General features: G+C 68.6%; 19 protein-coding genes, 1 tRNA gene and 2 riboswitches. Of the genes, 14 read left to right on the top strand and 6 right to left on the bottom strand.

The features are described 5' to 3' along the window. The first annotated feature begins 72 nt into the window (after positions 1–72). The 8 genes from fdxA to MMF98_RS07900 all read left to right on the top strand — a co-directional run bounded on the left by fdxA (position 73) and on the right by MMF98_RS07900 (position 8,207). Complete coding sequence (fdxA, locus tag MMF98_RS07935) at positions 73–402, top strand: ferredoxin FdxA (protein WP_243305736.1); 330 nt, start codon at positions 73–75, stop codon at positions 400–402. 24 nt (positions 403–426) lie between these two features. Continuing rightward, the gene (locus MMF98_RS07930) at positions 427–1,536 is read left to right on the top strand and encodes an NAD(P)/FAD-dependent oxidoreductase (RefSeq protein WP_243305735.1); all 1,110 of its coding nucleotides are present in this window, start codon (positions 427–429) and stop codon (positions 1,534–1,536) included. A gap of 141 nt (positions 1,537–1,677) precedes the next feature. Further along, entirely contained in the window at positions 1,678–2,403 is a 726-nt protein-coding gene (locus MMF98_RS07925) for a FadR/GntR family transcriptional regulator (RefSeq protein WP_243305734.1), read from the top strand. Between the two features lie 62 nt (positions 2,404–2,465). Next, complete coding sequence (locus MMF98_RS07920) at positions 2,466–3,464, top strand: hydroxyacid dehydrogenase (protein WP_243305733.1); 999 nt, start codon at positions 2,466–2,468, stop codon at positions 3,462–3,464. Continuing rightward, entirely contained in the window at positions 3,461–4,627 is a 1,167-nt protein-coding gene (locus MMF98_RS07915; RefSeq protein WP_243305732.1) for a mandelate racemase/muconate lactonizing enzyme family protein, read from the top strand. The genes MMF98_RS07920 and MMF98_RS07915 overlap by 4 nt, the downstream gene beginning before the upstream one ends. A 52-nt stretch (positions 4,628–4,679) precedes the next feature. Then, a complete protein-coding gene (locus MMF98_RS07910) occupies positions 4,680–5,672 on the top strand; it encodes a tripartite tricarboxylate transporter substrate binding protein (RefSeq protein WP_243305731.1) in 993 nt (330 codons plus the stop codon). Between the two features lie 30 nt (positions 5,673–5,702). After that, positions 5,703–6,689, top strand: coding sequence for a Bug family tripartite tricarboxylate transporter substrate binding protein (locus MMF98_RS07905; RefSeq protein ID WP_243305730.1), 987 nt, complete (start codon positions 5,703–5,705; stop codon positions 6,687–6,689). 37 nt (positions 6,690–6,726) lie between these two features. Then, a riboswitch (TPP riboswitch) is annotated at positions 6,727–6,828 on the top strand. A 77-nt stretch (positions 6,829–6,905) separates the two neighbouring features. Beyond that, the gene (locus MMF98_RS07900) at positions 6,906–8,207 is read left to right on the top strand and encodes a purine-cytosine permease family protein (RefSeq protein ID WP_243305729.1); all 1,302 of its coding nucleotides are present in this window, start codon (positions 6,906–6,908) and stop codon (positions 8,205–8,207) included. Here the strand turns inward: MMF98_RS07900 and thiD are convergent. From thiD to thiM, 3 genes are read right to left on the bottom strand one after another with little or no spacing between them, the layout of a single operon-like run. After that, positions 8,185–9,057, bottom strand: a complete 873-nt coding sequence (gene thiD / locus MMF98_RS07895; RefSeq protein ID WP_243305728.1) for a bifunctional hydroxymethylpyrimidine kinase/phosphomethylpyrimidine kinase — start codon at positions 9,055–9,057, stop codon at positions 8,185–8,187. The two genes, MMF98_RS07900 and thiD, sit on opposite strands and share 23 nt — an antisense overlap. Continuing rightward, complete coding sequence (gene thiE, locus MMF98_RS07890) at positions 9,050–9,718, bottom strand: thiamine phosphate synthase (protein WP_243305727.1); 669 nt, start codon at positions 9,716–9,718, stop codon at positions 9,050–9,052. The genes thiD and thiE overlap by 8 nt, the downstream gene beginning before the upstream one ends. Continuing rightward, a complete protein-coding gene (gene thiM, locus MMF98_RS07885; protein ID WP_243305726.1) occupies positions 9,712–10,545 on the bottom strand; it encodes a hydroxyethylthiazole kinase in 834 nt (277 codons plus the stop codon). Before thiM ends, thiE begins: the two co-directional genes overlap by 7 nt. A 52-nt stretch (positions 10,546–10,597) precedes the next feature. Then, positions 10,598–10,701, bottom strand: a riboswitch (TPP riboswitch). Positions 10,702–10,974: 273 nt separating this feature from the next. On the opposite strand from thiM, the gene MMF98_RS07880 reads away from it, so the two are divergent. The 6 genes from MMF98_RS07880 to MMF98_RS07855 all read left to right on the top strand — a co-directional run bounded on the left by MMF98_RS07880 (position 10,975) and on the right by MMF98_RS07855 (position 16,209). After that, positions 10,975–13,101: a TonB-dependent siderophore receptor gene (locus MMF98_RS07880; protein ID WP_243305725.1), complete on the top strand. Its 2,127-nt coding sequence runs from the start codon at positions 10,975–10,977 to the stop codon at positions 13,099–13,101. Positions 13,102–13,136: 35 nt separating this feature from the next. Then, positions 13,137–13,212, top strand: a tRNA-Asn gene (locus MMF98_RS07875). 160 nt (positions 13,213–13,372) lie between these two features. Beyond that, a complete protein-coding gene (locus MMF98_RS07870) occupies positions 13,373–13,771 on the top strand; it encodes a DoxX family protein (protein WP_243305724.1) in 399 nt (132 codons plus the stop codon). Between the two features lie 59 nt (positions 13,772–13,830). After that, a complete protein-coding gene (aat, locus tag MMF98_RS07865) occupies positions 13,831–14,595 on the top strand; it encodes a leucyl/phenylalanyl-tRNA--protein transferase (protein WP_243305723.1) in 765 nt (254 codons plus the stop codon). Then, on the top strand, positions 14,592–15,338 hold the full coding sequence (locus tag MMF98_RS07860; protein WP_243305722.1) for an arginyltransferase: 747 nt from the start codon (positions 14,592–14,594) through the stop codon (positions 15,336–15,338). Before aat ends, MMF98_RS07860 begins: the two co-directional genes overlap by 4 nt. A gap of 82 nt (positions 15,339–15,420) precedes the next feature. Then, positions 15,421–16,209, top strand: coding sequence for an IclR family transcriptional regulator (locus MMF98_RS07855; RefSeq protein WP_243305721.1), 789 nt, complete (start codon positions 15,421–15,423; stop codon positions 16,207–16,209). 70 nt (positions 16,210–16,279) lie between these two features. Here MMF98_RS07855 and pbpG read toward each other — a convergent pair whose 3' ends face one another. From pbpG to leuA, 3 genes are all read right to left on the bottom strand, one after another. After that, complete coding sequence (pbpG, locus tag MMF98_RS07850) at positions 16,280–17,320, bottom strand: D-alanyl-D-alanine endopeptidase (protein ID WP_243305720.1); 1,041 nt, start codon at positions 17,318–17,320, stop codon at positions 16,280–16,282. 132 nt (positions 17,321–17,452) lie between these two features. Beyond that, positions 17,453–18,991 carry a 2-isopropylmalate synthase gene (locus tag MMF98_RS07845; protein WP_243305719.1) on the bottom strand — a complete coding sequence of 513 codons (1,539 nt, stop codon included), beginning with the start codon at positions 18,989–18,991 and terminating at the stop codon, positions 17,453–17,455. Positions 18,992–19,020: 29 nt separating this feature from the next. Then, positions 19,021–20,706, bottom strand: a complete 1,686-nt coding sequence (gene leuA / locus MMF98_RS07840; RefSeq protein ID WP_243305718.1) for a 2-isopropylmalate synthase — start codon at positions 20,704–20,706, stop codon at positions 19,021–19,023. Positions 20,707–20,910: the final 204 nt, after the last annotated feature.

The following is a 20,910-nucleotide window of genomic DNA, read 5'->3' as shown; positions in this document are numbered from 1 at the left end:
ACCAATAAAATCAAGGGGTCTGGCGAAACCTGGCTTCGCCTCGTTGCCACTGGCCCCCACTGCAAGAACCAAATGACTCACGTCGTCACCGAATCCTGTATCCGCTGCAAGTACACCGACTGTGTGGATGTCTGCCCCGTGGACTGTTTCCGCGAAGGTCCCAACATGCTGGTGATCGACCCCGATGAATGCATCGACTGCGCGGTCTGCATCCCCGAATGCCCGGTCAACGCGATCTATGCCGAAGAAGACGTGCCGGCCAACCAGATCGCCTTCATCAAGCTCAACGTCGAGCTGAGCCAGCAGGCGGGCTGGAAGAGCATCACCAAACGCAAGCCCGCGCTGCCCGAAGCCGAGGAATGGAAGGACGTCACGGACAAGATCGGCGAACTCGTCCGCTGAGTCTGTGCGCCTGCCGCTGCCGCCATGGAACCCCAGCTGAGCCAGGAAGTGGTCGATACCGCGCAAGCCCACGACGGCCCCATTGAAACCGATGCGGTGATCGTCGGGGCCGGCCCGGTCGGCCTGTTCCAGGTGTTCGAGCTGGGCCTGCTCGAAATCAAGGCCCATGTGATCGACTCGCTGCCCTACCCTGGCGGCCAGTGCATCGAGCTCTATCCCGACAAGCCGATCTACGACATTCCCGCCGTGCCGGTGTGCACCGGCCGCGAGCTCGTCGATTCGCTGCTGCAGCAGATCAAGCCCTTCGGCGCCACGTTCCACCTGGGCCAGGAAGTCACCACGGTCCAGAAGCAGGACGACGGGCGCTTCGCCGTCGAAACCTCCAAGGGCGCGCGCTTCCTGACCAAGACCCTGTTCATCGCGGCCGGTGTGGGGGCCTTCCAGCCGCGCAAGCTGCGGGTGGACGGCCTGGACCCGTTCGAGGGCTCCCAACTGTTCTACCAGGTCCGCAACCCGGCCGATTTCGCCGGCAAGCACCTGATGGTGGTCGGCGGCGGCGACTCGGCGCTCGACTGGGCGCTGCACTTCGCCACCCGGGGCGAGGACGGCACCCCGAAGGCCCGCAGCGTGACCCTGCTGCACCGCCGCGACGGCTTCCAGGCTGCGCCCGCCAGCGTGACCAGAATGAGGCAGCTGTGCGATGCGCACGACATGCAGTTCCTCGTCGGCCAGATCACCGGCTGCGAAACGCGGGACGGCCGGCTCAGCGGCGTCGAGGTCACCGGCGCCGATGCCACGACCCGCGTGGTGCCGCTGGACATGCTGCTGGTGTTCTTCGGCCTGAGCCCGAAGCTCGGCCCCATCGCCGAATGGGGCCTGGACATCGAGCGCCGCCAGTTGAAGGTGGACACCGAGGGCTTCGCCACCAGCGTGCCCGGCATCTTCGCCGTGGGCGACATCAACACCTATCCCGGCAAGAAGAAGCTGATTCTTTCGGGCTTCCATGAATGCGCGCTGGCCGCCTTCGCCGCCGCGCCCTTCGTGTTCCCCGACAAGAAGATCCAGCTGCAATACACCACCACCAGCCCCAAGCTGCACAAGGTACTGGGTGTGGAAACACCCGTGTTCGACTGAGCCCGGCCCACCCGCTGGCCAAGTCACCCAAGCCCGCTGCATGCGGGCTTTTTTCATGTGATTTACGGGTAAACCCTGAACAAGTGGGGCGTGATTCGATTCAAAATCTGGTTAAACCAATTTGGTTAGACCAATTTACCCATGTCCCAGGCCACCGACAGCACCCAAGTCCTCTCCCGCATCCTGCCCTTCATCCGGGAGCGCGGGTACGCCCCCGGCGAGCGCATCCCGTCGGAACGCGAGCTGGCCGAGCGCTTCAGCGTGAGCCGCGGCATCCTGCGCGAGGCGCTGTCGGCGCTCGAAGCCATGCGTGTGATCCAGCGGCGTCCGCAATCGGGCATCTACCTGCGCGATGTGGCGCGCGAGGCCTCGGTGGACATGCTGGTGCTGGAGTCCGACCTCGGCATGCCGGTCTCGCCCAGCGACGTGAAGGACCTCAACGAGTTTCGCTCCATGCTCGAGGTGCAGGCCGTCGGCCTGGCCTGCAGCCGCCGCACCGAGGCCGATCTCGCTCGCATCGATGAAGTCCTCGCGGTCTCCCGCGCCCGCCACGCGGCCGGCCAGACGCTCAGCGAACAGGACGCCGACTTCCACATGGCACTGTGCGCGGCCAGCGGCAACAAGCTGATCCAGCGCGCCGCCAATTCGTTCTGGCTGGCATCGCGGGCCCGGCGCGAACGCTACTTCGGCGATCCGGCCAATGGCCTGCGCTCGATCCGGCAGCACACGGCGCTGCGCGACGCCGTCGCCGCCGGCGACACCGCGCGCGCGCTCGATGTGCTCGGCGACCACCTCGGCAATGTCGAGCGCTACTGGCTGGCGAACCTGGTGCCCAATGCGGCGCCGGCACCCGGCCCGGCACGCTGATCCCGCCTTCGCCTTCCCCCTCGTCCGTTCCCTTTTCCGCCGGGCTCCGCCCGCCCCTGCCCGTGACCTCGCCCCTCTCCGTCCTGCTGACCCACCCCATCGATCCCGGCGCGGCCGCCCTGCTGGCGCAACGCCTGGACGTGCGCCTGGCCAGCGCCACCGACGCCGCCACGCTGCGGCATGAAGCGCGCGAGGCGAGCTTCATCATCGTGCGCGCGCCGCTGCCGCCGGACCTGTTCGCCCAGGCGCCGCGGCTGCGCGGCGTGGTACGGCACGGCGCGGGGCTCGACATGATTCCGCTGGACGAGGCCAGCCGCCATGGCGTGGCCGTGGCCAATGTGCCGGCGGTCAATGCGGGCAGCGTGGCCGAGTACGCCGTCGGGCAGATGCTGGCGCTGGCGCGGCAACTGCCGGCCATCGATGCGGCCTTGCGCGCCGGCCCCTGGGACGCCGCGCGGCAACTGGCCGACCGGGCCACCGACCTGCGCGGCAAGACCGTGGCCATCGTGGGCATGGGCGCCATCGGCCAGGCGCTGGCGCGAGCCTGCACACTGGGCTTCGGCATGTGCGTGCTCGGCGTGCGGCGCACGCCTGCCGCTTCCAATGACATGGTGCAGTACGCCACGCTCGACGAGGCCCTGCCGCAGGCCGACTACCTGGTGCTGGCCTGCCCGCTGACCCCGGACACGCGCGGGCTGATCGATGCACCGCGGCTGGCGCGCCTGCCGCGCGGCGCGCGGCTCATCAACGTGTCGCGCGGCCCGGTGGTCGACGAGGCCGCGCTCATCGAAGCGCTGCGCTCGGGCCATCTCGCGGGGGCCGCGCTCGATGTCTTCGCCACCCAGCCGCTGCCGGCCGATTCCCCGCTGCGCGCGCTGCCGCAGGTGCTGCTCTCGCCGCACCTGGCCGGCATCACGCAGGAAAGCATGCAGCGCATGAGCCAGGGCGCCGCCCGCCAGGTGCTGGAGATGCTCGACGGCCGCCTGCCCCTTCATTTCGTCAACCCCGAAGCGCGAGAGCTGATCCTCGAGCGCTGGTCCCAACTGCAACACCACCCATGAAAATCAAAAGCGTCACCGCCCGCTGGCTTCACGTCCCGATCCCCTACGAGAAGCAGCATGTCTCCGATTTCGGCCGCGTCGCCTCGTTCGACTCCGTGCTGGTCCGCATCGAAACCGAGTGCGGCCTGATCGGCTGGGGCGAAGCCAAGGAGGAGGTCGGCAGCGAGGGCAACAGCCACGGCCTCGTGGCCATCATCAACCAGAAGTTCGGCCCCGGCCTGGTCGGCGAAGATCCGCGCGACATCAACCGCCTGTGGGAGCTGATGTACAACGGCTGCCGCGGCCACTACGCGCTGGCGCACGGCCACGTGTTCCCCATCATGGGCCGGCGCGGCGTGTCCATCGCGGCCCTCAGCGGCATCGACATGGCGCTGTGGGACCTGCTGGGCAAACACCTCGACGCCCCGGTCTGGCGCCTGCTCGGCGGCCGCAAGGCCGAGCGCATGGCCGCCTACGCCTCGGGCGGCTGGGCCGATGCCGAGCACATCGGCGAGCAGCTGCTGGGCTATGTGGCGCGCGGCGGCTTCAAGGCCGTGAAGATGCGCGTGGGCGTGATCGACGGCGACCCGGTCAACTCCGCGCGCCGCGTGATCGCCGCGCGCCAGGCGCTGGGCCCGGACATCGGCCTGGCCTGCGATGCGCACGGCACCTACACGGTGGCCGAGGCCAAGCGCTTCTGCCGCCTGGTGGAAGACTGCAACCTGCTGTGGTTCGAGGAGCCGGTGACGGCCGATGACAAGCGCGGCGTGGCCGAGGTGCGCGCCGCCACCGCGATCCCGATCGCGGCCGGCGAGAGCGAGTTCAACCGCTTCGACTTCCGCGACCTCGCCGAACTGCGCGCTGCCGACGTGTTCCAGCCCGACCTCGCGATCTGCGGCGGCATCTCCGAAGCCATGCGCATCGGCGCCATCGCGGCCGCCTGGAACATCAAGCTCGCGCCGCACCTGTGGACCGGCGCCCTCGCGTTCGCAGCCGGCATGCATGTGGCGGCGGCTTCACCAGCTGGCTGGCTGCTCGAGTACTCGGTGGGCGCCAACCCGCTGCTGCAGGAACTGGCCGAGGAGCAGTTCAGCGTTCAGGACGGCCTGGTGGACATCCCGGACCGTCCCGGCCTGGGCATCACGATCCGCCAGGACTTCGTCGAGCGCTACGCCATTGCCTGACGCGGGGCCCGCCCCCTTCACTGCCTTCCATTCCAACACAGGAGACACACCCATGACCTTCCCTCGTTCCCGCGCCCTTTCGCGGCGGCTGGCCCTTGGCCTCTGCGGCGCCTCGCTCGCCCTGCTCGCGGGCGGCGCGCAGGCGCAGGCCGCCTACCCGTCGAAGCCGATCAAGCTGGTGGTGCCGTTCGCCGCAGGCGGCACCACCTCCATCCTGGCCCGCCTGCTGGCCGAGCGCATGGGCCAGGGACTGGGGCAGACCATCGTCGTCGACAACCGGCCCGGCGCGGGCGGCAACGTCGGCATGGACCTGGTGGCCAAGGCCGAGCCCGACGGCTACACGATCCTGATGGGCCCGATCGGCCTGGCCATCAACCCCGCGCTGTACGCAAAGATGCCGTTCGACCCGCTGAAGGATCTGGCCCCGGTGGGCCTGTACGCCGGCGTGCCCAACCTGCTGGTGGTGCACCCCGCGGTGCCCGCGGCCAACGTGAAGGAACTGGTCGCCTACGCCAAGGCCCACCCGGGCAAGCTCAACTACGCCTCCAACGGCAACGGCACCTCCAGCCATCTGGCGGCCGAAATGCTGAAGTCGGCCGCCGGCATCGACATCACGCATGTGCCCTACAAGGGCGGCGGCCCCGCCATGCAGGACCTGATCGGCGGTCAGGTCAACATGCTGTTCGACCAGATGCCCGCCGTGCTGCCGCAGGTCCAGGGCGGCCGGGTGCGCGCGCTCGGCGTCTCGAGCCTCAAGCGCTCCGCCGCGGCCCCGGAGATTCCCGCGATCTCCGAGGCGCTGCCGGGCTTCGACATGACGGTGTGGTTCGGCTTTCTCGCCCCCCGGGGCACCCCGAAGGACGTGATCGCACGGCTCAACGCCGAGATGCTGCGCGCGCTGAAGGAGCCGGCGTTCCAGGCCCAGCTGGCCTCGATGGGCGTCACGCCCATGCCCAGCTCGCCGGACGAATTCGGCAGCTTCATGCGCAGCGAGACCACGCGCTGGGCCAAGGTCGTCAAGGACTCGGGCGCCAAGCTCGACTGAGCCCTACAACCACCACAAGGAGCCATTCCCATGAAGACATTCACAAGCCTGGTGTGCCGCCTCGGCGCGGCGCTCGCCTGCACGGCCAGCCTGCTGGCGCCGGCACTGGCCCAGGCCGACTACCCCGCCAAGAGCCTGCGCGTGATCGTGCCGTTCCCGCCCGGCGGCGCCTCCGACACGCTGGGCCGCATGGTGGCGCAGCACCTGTCCACCGCCTGGGGCCAGAGCGCCATCGTGGAAAACCGGCCGGGCGCGGGCGGCAACATCGGCGCCGAAGCCGGGGCCAAGGCGCCGGCCGACGGCTACACCCTGACGCTGGCCGCGGCCGGCTTCATGGCGGTAAACCCGTCGATCTACCCCAAGCTCAACTACGACTCGGCCACCGACTTCCAGCCCGTGGCCCTGCTGGTGAAGGCGCCGCTGCTGCTGGTGGTCAACCCCAAGGTGCCGGCGCAGAACGCGCGCGAGTTCATCGAGCTGGCCAAGCGCGCGCCGGGCAAGATCACCATCGGCAACGGCGGCACCGGCACGGCGCAGCACCTGGGCGGCGTGAACTTCGGGCTGGCTGCGGGCGTGGACGTGGGCCACATCCCGTACAAGGGCAGCGCGCCGGCCACCACCGACCTGCTGGGCGGCGTGGTCGATGCGCAGTTCGACAACCTCGTCACGCTGGTGCCCTTCGTCAAGAGCGGCAAGCTGCGCGCGCTCGGCGTGTCGTCCCTGCAGCGCGTGGCCGCCCTGCCCGAGGTGCCGACGCTGGCCGAGGCGGGACTGCCCGGCTTCGAGGACGGCACCTGGTACGGCATCGTGGCGCCGCGCAACACGCCCAAGCCGGTGGTCGACAAGCTCAATGCCGAGCTGCTGCGCATGCTGGCCCAGCCCGAGACCCGGGACAAGCTGGTCTCGATGGGCTTGCAGCCCGCCGGCAACAGCCCGGCCGAATTCGGCACGCTGATCCGCTCGGAGATCGGCAAGTACGCCGCCATCGTGAAGGCGGCGCACGTGAAGGCCGAGTAGCCGCCGTGTCCCTATAATCCGCCCAGTACCCGCAAGGGTGCATCGCTAGGGGTGTCGCGTGTGTGGAATGCGCGACTGAGAGAGTCCCTTTGAACCTGATTGAGATCATCCTCGCGCAGGGAAGCAGGCATGGCAGGGCAGCGCCACCTCCCGGGTGGCGACAACGCCTTCCGCCACGCCACGCCCACCTGCCGCCAATCTGCTTGGAGCACATTGATGGCACACACCACCTCTTCCTCGGCCGCCACGGCCGCCGCGCCGCCCGGCAACCAGGCCCTCACGCCCGTGGCCGGGGCCGACCGCGCCTTCCGCTGGCACGACCACGCCTCGCTATGGTTCAGCCTCGGCGTCGGCCTGCTGGTGATGCAGGTCGGCGCCTACCTGATGCCCGGCCTTGGCACGCGCGAGGCCCTGCTGGCCATCGTGGCGGGCTCGGTGATCGGCGCCGGCCTGCTGGGCTGGGTTGCCAAGCTCGGCTGCGACAGCGGGCTGGCCAGCGCCGGGCTGATGCATGCGGTCTACGGCAGCGGCTTCGCGCGGCTGCCCGTCGTGCTTAACATCGTGCAACTGGTGGGCTGGGGCACCTTCGAGCTGGTGGTGATGCGCGACGCCACCGTGGCCATCGGGCGGCAGACCGGCGGCCTGTCGGCGAGCTTCTGGCCTTACGCGGCCACGCTGCTGTGGGGCGGGCTGATCGTGCTGCTGATCAGCGGCTCCATGGTGCGGCTGGTGCGCCGCGTGATCGCGCGCGTGGCCCTGCCGCTGGTGGTGCTGTCGCTGCTGTGGCTGAGCTGGCAGTTCCTCGCCCTGGCGCATGCGCAGGGCTGGGCCGCGCTCTGGCAGCGGCCCGGCACCGGCGGCCTGGGCGTGCTGCCGGCGCTGGACCTGGTGATCGCCATGCCGATCTCGTGGCTGCCGCTGGTGGCCGACTATGCCCGCCATGGCCTGAGCGGCCGCTCGGCGCTGCGGGGCACCTGGTTCGGCTACGCGCTGGCCAACATCTGGTGCTATGCGCTGGGCGTGCTGGTGGCGCTGGTGCTGCCGAGCGCCGACCTGGTCACCGCGCTGCTGCTGGCGCAGGGCGGCTTGCTGGCGCTGTCGCTGATCCTGATCGACGAGGTCGACAACGCCTACGGCGATGCCTACTCGGGCGCCGTGTCGGCGCACAGCCTGGCGCCGCGCTGGAGCATCCGCCGCTGGGGCCTGGGCATGGCGCTGGCCTGCACGGTGCTGGCGCTGCTGCTGCCCATGCACAGCCTGGAGCCCTTCCTGCTGCTGCTGAGCTCGGTGTTCGTGCCGCTGTTCGGCGTGATCCTGGGGCGGCTGGCCTTCGGCACCGACACGGTGGCGCTACTGGCCCGCGCGCAGCGCGCCCATGGCGGGCCGACCCTGATCTGGTTTGCGGGCATCGCCGCCTACCACCTGTGCCCGCTGGTGGCGCCCGATCTCGGCTCCGCCCTGCCCTCGCTGGCGTTCAGCTTCGCGCTGGCCTGGTTCACGCGTCCGCGCGCGGGCTGAGTGCTGCCAGCGGCAGCAGCCGCGCAGGCAAGGGCGCATGGCCGTGGTTCAGCGGGCCATGGCCCTGCCCGGTGCGCACGCCGGCGCCGCTGGCCAGGGCCTGCAGCACATAGCGGCGCGCCTGCGCCACCGCCTGCGACAGATCGAGCCCCACGGCCAACCCGCAGGCGATGGCCGAGGACAGCGTGCAACCCGTGCCATGGATGTTGGCGCTGGCAATGCGCCGGGCGTGCAGGCGCTCGAACGCCGGAGCGGCCCCGCCGTCCCCGGCCTGCGCCAGCACATCCACCACCTCCTCGCCCGGTAGGTGCCCGCCCTTGAGCAGCACGGCCCGGGCGCCCAGCGCGAGCAGATCGGCGGCCGCCGGCGCCAGCGCCTCGACGCCGGGCAGCTCGCGGCCCAGCAGCAGCGCCGCCTCGTCGAGATTGGGCGTGACCACCACGGCGCGCGGGAACAGCTCGCGCACCAGGCCCTGCACCGTCTCCTGCGCGATCAGCCGGTCGCCGCTGGTGGCGACCATCACCGGGTCGAGCACCACGTTGGGCAGCCGGTATTCGTCGATGGCCCAGGCCACGACGTCCACGATCTCGGGCGCATGCAGCATGCCGATCTTGACCGCATGTACGCCGATGTCCTCGATCACGGCCTGCAGCTGCGCCTTGAGGAAGGCCGGCGGCACGCCGTGGATGCCGCGCACGCCGCGCGTGTTCTGCGCGGTGAGCGCGGTGATGGCGGTCATGCCGTAGCAGCCGAGCGCTGAGAAGGTCTTGAGGTCGGCCTGGATGCCGGCGCCGCCGCCGCTGTCGGAGCCGGCGATCGACAGGACGCGCGGGTATTCATGTTCAAACATGCCCGGCCTCCATGCGTTGCAGGAAATCGCGCGCGGCGGCCCGCGGATCGTCGGCCGCGCACAATGCGCTGACCACGGCCAAGCCGTCGGCGCCGGCTGCCATCACCTCGGCCGCGTTGCCGGGATGGATTCCGCCGATCGCCACCAGCGGCAGCGAGGTCAGGGCGCGCACCCGGCGCAGGCCGTCAAGGCCCCAGGGCGCCTCGGTGTCGGTCTTGGTAGGCGTGGCGAACACCGGGCTCACGCCGAGGTAGTCCACCGGCAGCAGCGCGCTGCGCACCACGTCGGCGGACGACTCCACCGACCAGCCGATGAAGACATGCGCCGGCAGCAGGCGGCGCGCCTCGTCGGGCGGCATGTCGCTCTGGCCCAGGTGCACGCCGTCGGCATCGCAGGCCAGCGCCACATCGATGCGGTCGTTGATCACCAGCGGAATGCGCAGCGGCGCCAGCAGCGCCTTGAGCGCCAGCGCCTGCGCCAGGAAGTCGCGCGTGCCGAGCTGCTTCTCGCGCAATTGCACGCAGCTCACGCCGCCCTGCACGGCGGCGCCCACCACGTCGGCCAGCGCGCGGCCGCGCGTCAGTTGCGAATCGGTGACGAGGTAGAGCCGCAGCAGGCGGCGCAATGCCCCGCCATCGGGCTTCAGGTGGGCGGCTACCACGACGCCACCTCGAGCCGCAGGCGCCGCTCGAACGTGGCCTGGTCGATCAGCTGCAGCGCATCGAGCAGCCGCGCCTGCATGCTGCCCACGCCCTGGCCGGCGGCCCGGGTCTGCTCCGCCGCGATCTCGCCGGCCACGCCGAGCAGCGCCATCGCAGCCGTGGTGGCGCGCCAGGCATCGGGCTGCACGGCGCAGAAGGCCCCCACCAGCGCCGTGGCCGAACAGCCCACGCCGGTGATGCGGGTCATCCACGCGTGGCCGTTGGCCAGGCGGCTCCAGCGCCGCTGCGCATCGAGCACGTGGTCGGTGGCGCCGCTCACGCAGACGGCGCCGCCCGTGCGCTGCACCAGCGCCTGCGCCGCGCCCAGCGCATCGCCCGCGGCCGCGCTGCTGTCGACGCCGCGCGTGCGGATTGCGGCGCCCGCCGTGCTCATGATCTCGGAGCCGTTGCCGCGGATCACCGTGGGCGCGGCCGCGTCCAGCAGGCGCTCCAGCGTCTGGTTGCGGTAGGGCGTGGCGCCCGCGCCCACCGGGTCCAGCACGGTGGGCAGGCCGCGCGCCGCCGCGGCCTGCAGCGCCAGTTCCATGCTGCGCACCCAGTAGGGATCGAGCGTGCCGATGTTGACCACCAGGGCCTGCGCGATGGCCACCATGTCGGCCACCTCCTCGTGCGCGTGTGCCATCACGGGCGAGGCGCCGGCGGCCAGCAGCGTGTTGGCGTTGAGGTTGATCACCACGAGGTTGGTGATGCTGTGCACCAGCGGCGAGCGCTCGCGCACGGCGGCGATGTCGGCCCAGAGATCGGAGGAAGAAAGCGTGGCGGCCATGTCGGTCCTTGTCAGATGGAAGAACCTGGGCGCACCGTGGCGGGGAAAGGCGGCAAAGCCTGTGACGCTTCCCTACGCTGGCACGACCCAGATCAGGTTCAAAGAGTGTTTCTCAGTCCCGCCGCCCTGCGGCGCGGGACACCTCTAGCAAGCGGCCATTATGGCAGCGAACCAAACCGCTAGAATCCGCCCTGTCCCGCTTCGGCGGGGCTTCGCTAGGGGTGTTGCCGCGGTCCGGGAGGAAGGACCTGCGGCGACTGAGAAAGTCCCTTTGAACCTGACTGAGGTAATCCTCGCGCAGGGAAGCATGTTCCAGGACCGGGCCGATGCTCTCAAGCGGCCGCACCACGGTCCGCAGCAGGCCGACCTGCTATGACGTTGAAGGAGAACGTTATGGCAAATTCCAAACAAAACAGGCCGGAGGTCCGCATGCAGCGGTCTTTGGCAGCTACACTTTTCATAGCATCCACGGGCTGGGCCCAGACCGCGCCACCGCCGCAGGGCGCGCTCAAGCCGGTCACCATCAGCGAGCGCAGCGCCGCCCCGCAGGCCGACGTGAGCGGCTTCGGCGACCTGCCGGCGCGCGATCTTCCGCTGTCCACCACCGTGGTGGACCAGGAACAGATGCAGGCGGCCGGCGTGCGCCACCTGTCGGACCTGACGCGCATCGACCCCTCCACCACCGACAGCTACAACTCGGCCGGCTACTGGGACTTCCTCACGATCCGCGGCTTCACGCTGGACAACCGCTACAACTACCGGCGCGAAGGCCTGCCCATCAGCGCGGAAACCTCGATCCCGCTGGACAACAAGGAGCGCGTCGAACTGCTCAAGGGCACCAGCGGCATCCAGTCCGGCACCAGCGCGCCGGGCGGGCTGGTCAACTACCTGGTCAAGCGCCCGACCGACCGCGACCTGCGCGTGGTGCGCCTGGAGTACGGCGAGCGCGGCAGCCTGCTGACCGCCGCCGACCTGGGCGGGCGCTTCGGGCAGGACGCGCGCTTCGGCTACCGCTTCAACGTGGCGCATGAGGAGCTGCGGCCCGAGCTGCGTTCGGCCAACGGCTCGCGCGACCTGCTGAGCCTGGCCACCGACTGGCGCCTGACGCCGGATTCGGTGCTGCAGGCCGAGTTCGAGTGGTCGCGCAAATCGCAACCCAGCCAGGCCGCGTTCAGCCTGCTGGGCAACCGGCTGCCGGCCGTGCCCGACCCGCGCATCAACCTCAACAACCAGCCCTGGACGCAGCCCGTGGTGTTCGGCGCCCTCACCGGCACGCTGCGCTTCGACCAGGCGCTGAGCCGCGACTGGCGCTGGTCGGCGCAGTTGGGCACGCAGCGGCTCAAGACCGACGACCGCGAGGCCTTTCCCTACGGCTGCAGCGCCGAAGGCAACTACGACCGCTACTGCTCCGACGGCACCTACGATGTCTATGACTTCCGCAGCGAGGGCGAGCGGCGCCGCTTCAATGCAGCCAAGCTGCAGCTGCAGGGCAGCGTGAGCACCGGCGCCTTCAAGCACGACCTGAGCTTCGGCCTGCTGCGCAGCACGGTCACCGAACGCTACAATCTGCAGGCCTACAACCGCACCGATGCGCTGGGCAGCGCGCCGGGCACCGAAGACGGCATCGGCAACATCAATGGCACGCTGTTCACCCAGCCCTCGCCCGCGCTCACCGGCCAGAACACCAACCGCGACGAGCGCTCCACCGAGCTGTTCGCGTTCGACAGCATCAGCTGGAACGCGTGGCGCGGCTGGCTCGGCCTGCGCCACACGCAGATGCAGCGCGCAAGCGTGCGTACTGACGGCAGCCAGCCCGTGGACTACGCCCAATCCTTCACCACGCCCTGGCTCGCCCTGTCCTACCAGATCGCCGATAAAGTGCTCTACGTGAGCGCCGGAGAAGGCGTGGAATCACGCGTGACGCCCAACCTGCCCACCTACCTCTACGCGGGCCAGCCGCTGCCGGCCGTGAAGAGCCGCCAGATGGAAGCCGGCATCCGCGGCGGGAACGAACGCCTGGGCTGGGGCCTGGCGCTGTTCGAGATCCGCCGCCCGGCCGTCACCGACGACGGCGTGAACTTCCAGACCGACGGCGAAGCGCGCCACCGCGGTCTCGAAGGCCAGGTCAGCTATGCGCAGGGCCCCTGGCGCCTGGGCGCCGGTGCCATGCTGCTCAACGCCCGGCGCGAAGGCAGCATGCTGGACCCCACGCTCAACGGGCTGAAGCCGGTGAACGTGCCCAGCAGCACCCTGCGCGCCAGCGCGGCCTACCGGCTGGCGTCGATCCCCGCGCTCGAACTCGACACGCGCCTCACGCGCGAAGGCCCGCGCGCCGTGCTGCAGGACAATTCGATCATGCTGCCGGCCTGGACCCGCTGGGACGCGGGCGCCACCTGGCGCACGAAAAGCGGCGGCACCGACCTGACCTTCCGCCTCGCGATCGACAACCTGACCGACAAGCGCTACTGGCGCGAAGCCCCGCTGCAGTTCGGCCACTACTACCTCTATCCGGGCGCACCGCGCACCTTGCGCATTTCCGTGCAGGCCTCCTTGTGAAATGGTCAAAAAACACGCTATAATTTAAGTCTTGTTCCTCGATAGCTCAGTCGGTAGAGCGCCGGACTGTTAATCCGTAGGTCCCTGGTTCGAGCCCAGGTCGAGGAGCCACAAAAAAGCAAGGGCCCGCATGCAAATGCGGGCCCTTTGTCTTTTGGCGCGGCGCTGCTTTCGCCCTGCCCGGCAACGAATTTCGTGCGCCTGTGTTGCCAGCCCCTGGCGGGCTGGTTATTCTGGCCTCTCGCAGCCCCCGGTTGTCGAGGAGCTTGACATGGACATGCAAATGGCCGGCTACGGCGCACTGCTGCTGCGGGTGTCGCTGGGGGTGATGTTCCTGGCCCATGGCCTGAAGAAAGTTGCCGAGTTTCCTCCCGCCGGCACCCTGCGCTATTTCCAGTCGCTGGGCCTGCCCTCGTTTGTGGCGTATCTGTCCATCGCGGCCGAGATCGGCGGCGGGTTGCTGCTGGTGCTGGGCGTTGCCACGCGGCTCGTGGCGCTGCTCGAAATCCCTCTGATCGCCGGCACCATCGCCCTGGTGCACGGCAAGAACGGCTGGCTCTTCGCCAACCCGGGCGGCGGCTGGGAGTATCCGGCGTTCTGGTGCGTCACCCTGGCCGTGCTGATCCTGCTCGGCAGCGGGCCCTACGCGCTGCTGCCGCTCTTCGGTTAGGCTCTCATGCTGGCGGCTCTGCCGCTGATCGCCCCTCCCCGCCTGCCTGCCCCAGACCCGTGTCCGCCTCTCCCTCTCGACTGCCCTGGCTCGCACCGGGTGAGCCGTTTCCCGATCCCGCCTTGGCCTGGGGCCCGGCCGACCCGGCGCCGGGCCTGCTGGCCGGCGGTGGGGCGCTCGACGTGGACAGCCTGCAGCGCGCCTACGCGCAAGGCATCTTCCCGTGGTTCAGCGAGGGCCAGCCCATCCTCTGGTGGAGCCCCGATCCGCGCATGGTGCTGCACGCGGCCGAGTTCCGCCTGCACCGCTCGCTGCGCAGGACGCTGCAGAAATTCCAGGCCGACGCGCGCTGCGAGATCCGCTTCGACAGCGCCTTCGGCGAGGTCATCCGCGCCTGTTCGGCCAGCCCGCGCAGCGGCCAGTCGGGCACCTGGATCGTGCCCGACATGGTGGGGGCCTACGAGGCGTTTCACGCCGCCGGCTTGGCGCACAGCGTGGAAACCTGGATCGACGGCCGGCTGGCCGGCGGCCTGTACTGCGTGAATCTCGGGCATGCGGTGTTCGGCGAATCGATGTTCGCCCGCGTGCCCGACGCCTCGAAGATCGCCTTGGCCGCGCTGGTCTGTTTTTGCCGCCACCACGGCATCCGCCAGATCGACTGCCAGCAGAACACGCGGCACCTCGCCGGGCTGGGGGCGCGCGAGATTCCGCGCGGCGACTTCCTTGCCGAGGTCGCGCGCCGCCGGCTTGAGCCCGCTCCCCATTGGCGCTTCGAGCCCGTATACTGGCGCGAACTACTGTCCACCCCGGCCGAGCCAGCGTGACACACCTCAAGGATCTACCGCTCCAGACCTTGCAGTTCTATGCAACGGCGCCCTACCCGTGCAGCTACCTGCCGGGCAAGCAGGCCCGCTCGCAGGTGGCAACGCCCAGCCACCTGATCCACAACGACACCTACTCCGACCTGGTGACCAGCGGCTTCCGGCGCAGCGGCATGTTCACCTACCGGCCCTATTGCGACGGCTGCCGCGCCTGCGTGCCGCTGCGCGTGCTGGTCTCCCAGTTCCAGCCGGACCGCAGCCAGCGCCGCGCCTGGACGCGCCACCAGAACCTGCAGGCGCGCGTGCTCAAGCTGTGCTTCGTGCCCGAGCACTACCACCTCTACCTGCGCTACCAGAACGGCCGCCATGCCGGCGGCGGCATGGACCACGACAGCATCGACCAGTACACCCAGTTCCTGCTGCAGAGCCGGGTCAACTCGCGGCTGGTCGAGTTCCGCGAGACGCTGCCCGACGGATCGGCCGGCGCGCTGAAGATGGCCTCCATCCTCGACGTGCTGAACGACGGCATCTCGGCGGTCTACACCTTCTACGAACCCGACGCCGGCGCCAGCTACGGCACCTACAGCGTGCTGTGGCAGATCGAGCAGGCACGCCAGCTCGGGCTGCCCCATGTGTACCTGGGCTACTGGATCGGCCAGAGCCCCAAGATGAACTACAAGGCGCGCTTCGCGCCCCACGAAACCCTGGTGGCGGGCCAGTGGGTGAAGGGTTCGGCGCCCGCCTGAACGGCCGAAAGGCGATCACCGGTTCGTGCGGAACAGGATTTCACAAGGTAAAATCCTGGGACCGCAATCCCTCGATCGCCCCATGAGAAAATCAGACGCCAGCGTCCCGGCCACCCCCACCATCCAGGTCATCGAGCGCATGTTCGCGCTGATCGACGTGCTGGCATCGCGCGAGGAGGCCGTCTCCCTCAAGGAAATCAGCGAGAAGACCGGCCTGCACCCTTCCACCACGCACCGCATCCTGAACGACCTGGCCACCGGCCGCTTCGTGGACCGGCCCGAGGCCGGCAGCTATCGCCTCGGCATGCGGCTGCTGGAGCTGGGCAACCTCGTCAAGGGCCGCCTGAATGTGCGGGATGCCGCGCTGCTGCCGATGCGCGAGCTGCACAAGCTGATCCAGCAGCCGGTGAACCTGAGCATGCGCCAGGGCGACGAGATCGTCTACATCGAGCGCGCCTACAGCGAGCGCTCGGGCATGCAGGTGGTGCGCGCCATCGGCGGGCGGGCGCCGCTGCACCTCACGTCCACCGGCAAGCTGTTCCTCGCGGCGGACGACCCGCAGCGCGTGCGCACCTATGCCACGCGCACCGGCCTGAACGGCCACACCAAGAACAGCATCACGCAGTTGCCGGCGCTCGAGCGCGAGCTGTCGCGTGCCCGCCAGTACGGCATCGCGCGCGACAACGAGGAGCTGGAACTGGGGGTGCGCTGCATGGCCGCCGGCATCTACGACGACCAGGCCCGGTTGGTGGCGGGGCTGTCGATCTCGGCCCCGGCCGACCGGCTCGACGAGGGCTGGCTGCCCAAGCTGCAGGCCACGGCCAACGAAATCTCTGCGGCGCTGGGCTACAAGACGGCTGGCGCCCGCTGATTGATGGAAAAACCGGAGAAGGTCCGCGCCGGCTGGTCTTTTGATGCTACCGAAACGATAGCACCTCGAATCAGCCGCTGACTTGCTTGATGGCCGGGCTGCTGGTCACCGGATTCGACTCCACCCAGCGGCGCACGCGCTCGGCGTCGCCGATGCGGCTGAGCTTGCCCGCGGAATCGAGGAACACCATGATGAGCTTGCGCCCGGCGATCTTGGCCTGCATCACGAGGCACTGCCCGGCTTCGGAGATGTAGCCGGTCTTCTGCAGGCCGATGTCCCAGGCCGGGTTCTTCACGAGGCGGTTGGTGTTGTTGTACTGCAGGGTCCGGTTGCCCACTTCCACCTGGTAGCCCGGCGAGGTCGACAGCTCGCGCAGGGTCGGGTCGTTGTAGGCGGTGCTCACCAGCGTGGCGAGGTCCTGCGCGCTGGACTGGTTGTGGCTGGACAGGCCGGTGGGCTCGACATAGCGGGTGTCCTTCATGCCCAGCATCTTGGCCTTGGCGTTCATCAGGCTCACGAAGGCGGACAGGCCGCCCGGATAGGTGCGCCCCAGGGCATGGGCGGCACGGTTCTCGCTGGACATCAGCGCCAGGTGCAGCAACTCGCCGCGGCTGAGGATCGTGCCCACGCGCAGGCGCGAGCTGCTGCCTTTTTCGGTGTCCACGTCATCCTGCGTGATGGCGATCATCTCGTCCATCGGCAGCTTGGCTTCGCTGATGAGCACGCCCGTCATGAGCTTGGTCAGCGAGGCGATCGGCAGCACGGCCGAGTCGTTCTTGCTGAACAGCACCTCGCGCGTGTCCTGGTCGATCACCAGCGCCACGCTGGACTTGAGATCGAGCGCGTCCTGCGTGGAATGCAGGCCGGCGATCTGCCCGTAGGAAGGCCTAGCGGGCACCGCCGCCACACGGACCACGGATTTGCGCTTGGCCGTCAGCGTGACGCGCACCTTGCGCTTGGCGACGACCGAGGTCGTCTGCGATTGCTTCTTGACGACGACTTTTTTGCGCTGGGCCGCGTGCGCTTCAGGCAATGCCAAAGCGGCCAGAACGGCACAGATTCCAACAACTTGAAGGATACGTTTCAACGGCTGCCCCAACACAGGATTCATACGACTGGACATGAATTCATCTCCGGTGCGCTGCATGCGATAGGCCGGAGTGTATAGAAATGGAAAAAGTCGCGCAATATCAATTACTTGCGCGACCTTCCTCAAATGAGCTTTAAATTATAGGTGTTTACCCTAGCCTTGTGCAGCCACACGGTCAGCTTTGCTCTGTAACTTGTTGAGGGCACTCAGATAAGCCTTGGCCGACGCCACCACGATGTCGGGGTCGGCTCCCACACCGTTGACCACGCGCCCGGAGTTCTGCAGCCGCACCGTCACTTCGCCCTGGCTCTCGGTGGAGCCGCTGATCGCGTTCACCGAATAGAGCACCATTTCCGCCCCGCTCTTGACGTGGGTTTCGATGGCCTTCAGCGAAGCATCGACCGGGCCGTTGCCGTCCGATTCGCCCTTGACTTCCTTGCCGTCCACGGTGAACACGACGCTCGCATGCGGGCGCTCGCCGGTTTCGCTGTGTTGCGACAAGGAGACAAAGCCGTACTGCTCCTTCTCATGCGCGACGCTTTCATCGCTCACGAGCGCGAGGATGTCCTCGTCGAAGATCTCGCTCTTGCGGTCGGCCAGTTCCTTGAAGCGCATGAACGCGGCATTGATGTCCGACTCGCTTTCCATCGCCACGCCCAGTTCCTGCAGCCGCTGCTTGAAGGCGTTGCGCCCGCTGAGCTTGCCCAGCACGATCTTGTTGGCGCTCCAGCCCACGTCCTCGGCGCGCATGATCTCGTAGGTGTCGCGCGCCTTGAGCACGCCGTCCTGGTGGATGCCCGAGGCATGCGCAAAGGCATTGGCCCCCACCACCGCCTTGTTGGGCTGCACCACGAAGCCCGTGGTCTGGCTCACCATGCGGCTGGCCGCCACGATGTGCTGGGTGTCGATGCCGAGGTCGAGGCCGAAGTAGTCGCGGCGCGTCTTCACGGCCATCACCACTTCCTCGAGCGAGCAGTTGCCGGCGCGCTCGCCCAGGCCGTTGATGGTGCACTCCACCTGGCGCGCGCCGCCGATCTTCACGCCGGCCAGCGAATTGGCCACGGCCATGCCCAGGTCGTTGTGGCAATGCACCGACCAGACCGCCTTGTCGCTGTTGGGAATGCGCTCGCGCAAGGTCTTGATGAAGTTGCCGTAGAGCTCGGGAATCGCATAGCCCACGGTGTCGGGCACGTTGATGGTGGTCGCCCCCTCGGCGATCACCGCCTCGATCACGCGGCACAGGAAATCCACGTCGCTGCGGTAGCCGTCCTCGGGGCTGAACTCCACGTCGGACACCAGGTTGCGCGCGAAGCGCACCGCCAGCTTGGCCTGCTCGAACACCTGGTCGGGCGTCATGCGCAGCTTCTTCTCCATGTGCAGCGGCGAAGTGGCGATGAAGGTGTGGATGCGCGAACGCGCCGCCCCCTTCAGGGCTTCGGCCGCACGGCTGATGTCGCGGTCGTTGGCGCGCGACAGGCCGCAGATGGTCGAGTCCTTGATGACGTTGGCGATCGCCTGCACGGCCTCGAAGTCGCCGTTGGAGCTGGCCGGAAAGCCGGCCTCGATCACGTCGACCTTGAGGCGTTCGAGCTGGCGCGCGATGCGCAGCTTTTCGTCGCGCGTCATGGAGGCGCCCGGGGACTGCTCGCCATCGCGCAGGGTGGTGTCAAAAATGATGAGTTTGTCGGTCATGGGCGCTCCTTGTTCTCGATGCAGGGGGATCAGGCCACCACGCTGGCGGCACGGTCCGGTGAAACCGTGATTTTCGCGCGTTGCAGGCCCGAAATGATGGCCTTGAGCGACGCGGAGACGATATTTGCATCCATGCCCACGCCAAACAGCGTGCGCTCCTCGTTCACGCGCAGCTCCAGGTAGGCGACGGCCTGGGCGTTGGCGCCGCTGCCGATGGCGTGCTCGTGGTAGTCCAGCACGCGCACGGCCTGGCCGGTGGCCGCGTTGAGGCCGTTGATGAAGGCCTCGATCGGCCCCGTGCCCTGCCCGTCGACCTGCAGCCGCTGGCCGGACCATTGGACTTCGGCGCGCAACTGCACGGTCTTGCCATCCGCCTGGTCCTGCACGCGGTGCTGCGGTGCGGCGATCGCATTGACGCCGTACTCGCGCTCGAACAGTTGCCACAGGTCCTGCGCCGTCAGCTCCTTGCCGGTCGCGTCCATCACGCCCTGCACCACCTGGCTGAACTCGATCTGCAGGCGGCGCGGCAGCTCCAGCCCGTATTCGCTTTCGAGCAGGTACGAGATGCCGCCCTTGCCCGACTGGCTGTTGACGCGGATCACCGCCTCGTAGCTGCGGCCCAGGTCCTTGGGGTCGATCGGCAGGTAGGGAATCTCCCAGACGTCGCCCTCTCGACGCACGGCGAAGGCCTTCTTGATGGCGTCCTGGTGCGAGCCCGAGAACGAGGTGTAGACGAGGTCGCCGGCATAGGGATGGCGCGGGTGTACCGGCAACTGGTTGCAATGCTCGGTGGTGCGGCGCACCTCGTCGATGTCGGAGAAGTCGAGCTGCGGGTCCACGCCCTGCGTGTAGAGGTTGAGCGCGACGTTGACGAGGTCCAGGTTGCCCGTGCGCTCGCCATTGCCGAACAGGCAGCCCTCGACCCGCTGCGCGCCGGCCTGCAGCGCCAGTTCGGCAGAGGCCACGCCGGTGCCGCGGTCGTTGTGCGGGTGCACCGACAGCACCACCTCGGACCGGCCCTTGAAGCGGCGCGCCATCCACTCGATCTGGTCGGCGAAGATGTTGGGCGTGGCGTTCTCCACCGTGGTCGGCAGGTTGAGGATGATGGGGCGGCCCGGCCCCCAGGCGGCGATGGCGGTCTCGCAGGCCTGCAGCGAGACCTCGAGCTCGGCCATCGAGAAGGTCTCGGGCGAATACTGCAGCACCCATTCGGTCTGCGGCTGCGCGTCGGTCAGGCGCTTGACCAGGCCGACATGGTGCTCGATGAGCTGCATCACCTCGGGCACCTCGAGCCCGAACACCACGCGCCGCCACACCGGCGCCACGGCGTTGTACAGGTGGACGATGGCGCGGCGCGCGCCGGCCAGCGATTCGATGGTGCGGCCGATCAGTTCCTCGCGCGCCGGGGTCATGACCTGGATGGTCACGTCGTCAGGAATGCGGTCTTCCTCGATCAGCTTGCGCACGAAATCGAAATCGATCTGCGAGGCCGCGGGAAAGCCCACCTCGATCTCCTTGAAGCCGATCTCCAGCAGCATCTCGTACATGCGCAGCTTGCGTTCGCTGTCCATGGGCTCGATCAGCGCCTGGTTGCCGTCGCGCAGGTCGGTGCTGAGCCAGATCGGGGCCTGGGTGAGGACCGCGTCCGGCCATGTCCTGTCGCTCAGGCCGATGGGCTTGAATGCGCGGTACTTGCTGGCGGGTTGCTTCAACATGATGGATTCCTCTGTTTCAGTTAAGCCAGCAGCCCCAAAACAAAACGGCCCGCTGCTGGTGCAAACGGGCCGTTGATTCGGGTATACGCGTGCGCTACCGTCTCCGCCCGTCGGGGGATAGCAGTAGGGCCAGCGAAATTCGGTTCATGTTTTTGACTGTAGCACAAGTTCGGGGCGGTTCAGCCCGCATGCCGCGCGAAGCCC

This window comes from Variovorax terrae (genome assembly GCF_022809125.1).
Lineage (GTDB): Bacteria > Pseudomonadota > Gammaproteobacteria > Burkholderiales > Burkholderiaceae_C > Variovorax_A > Variovorax_A terrae.
This window is presented reverse-complemented; position numbering and strand designations above follow the sequence as displayed.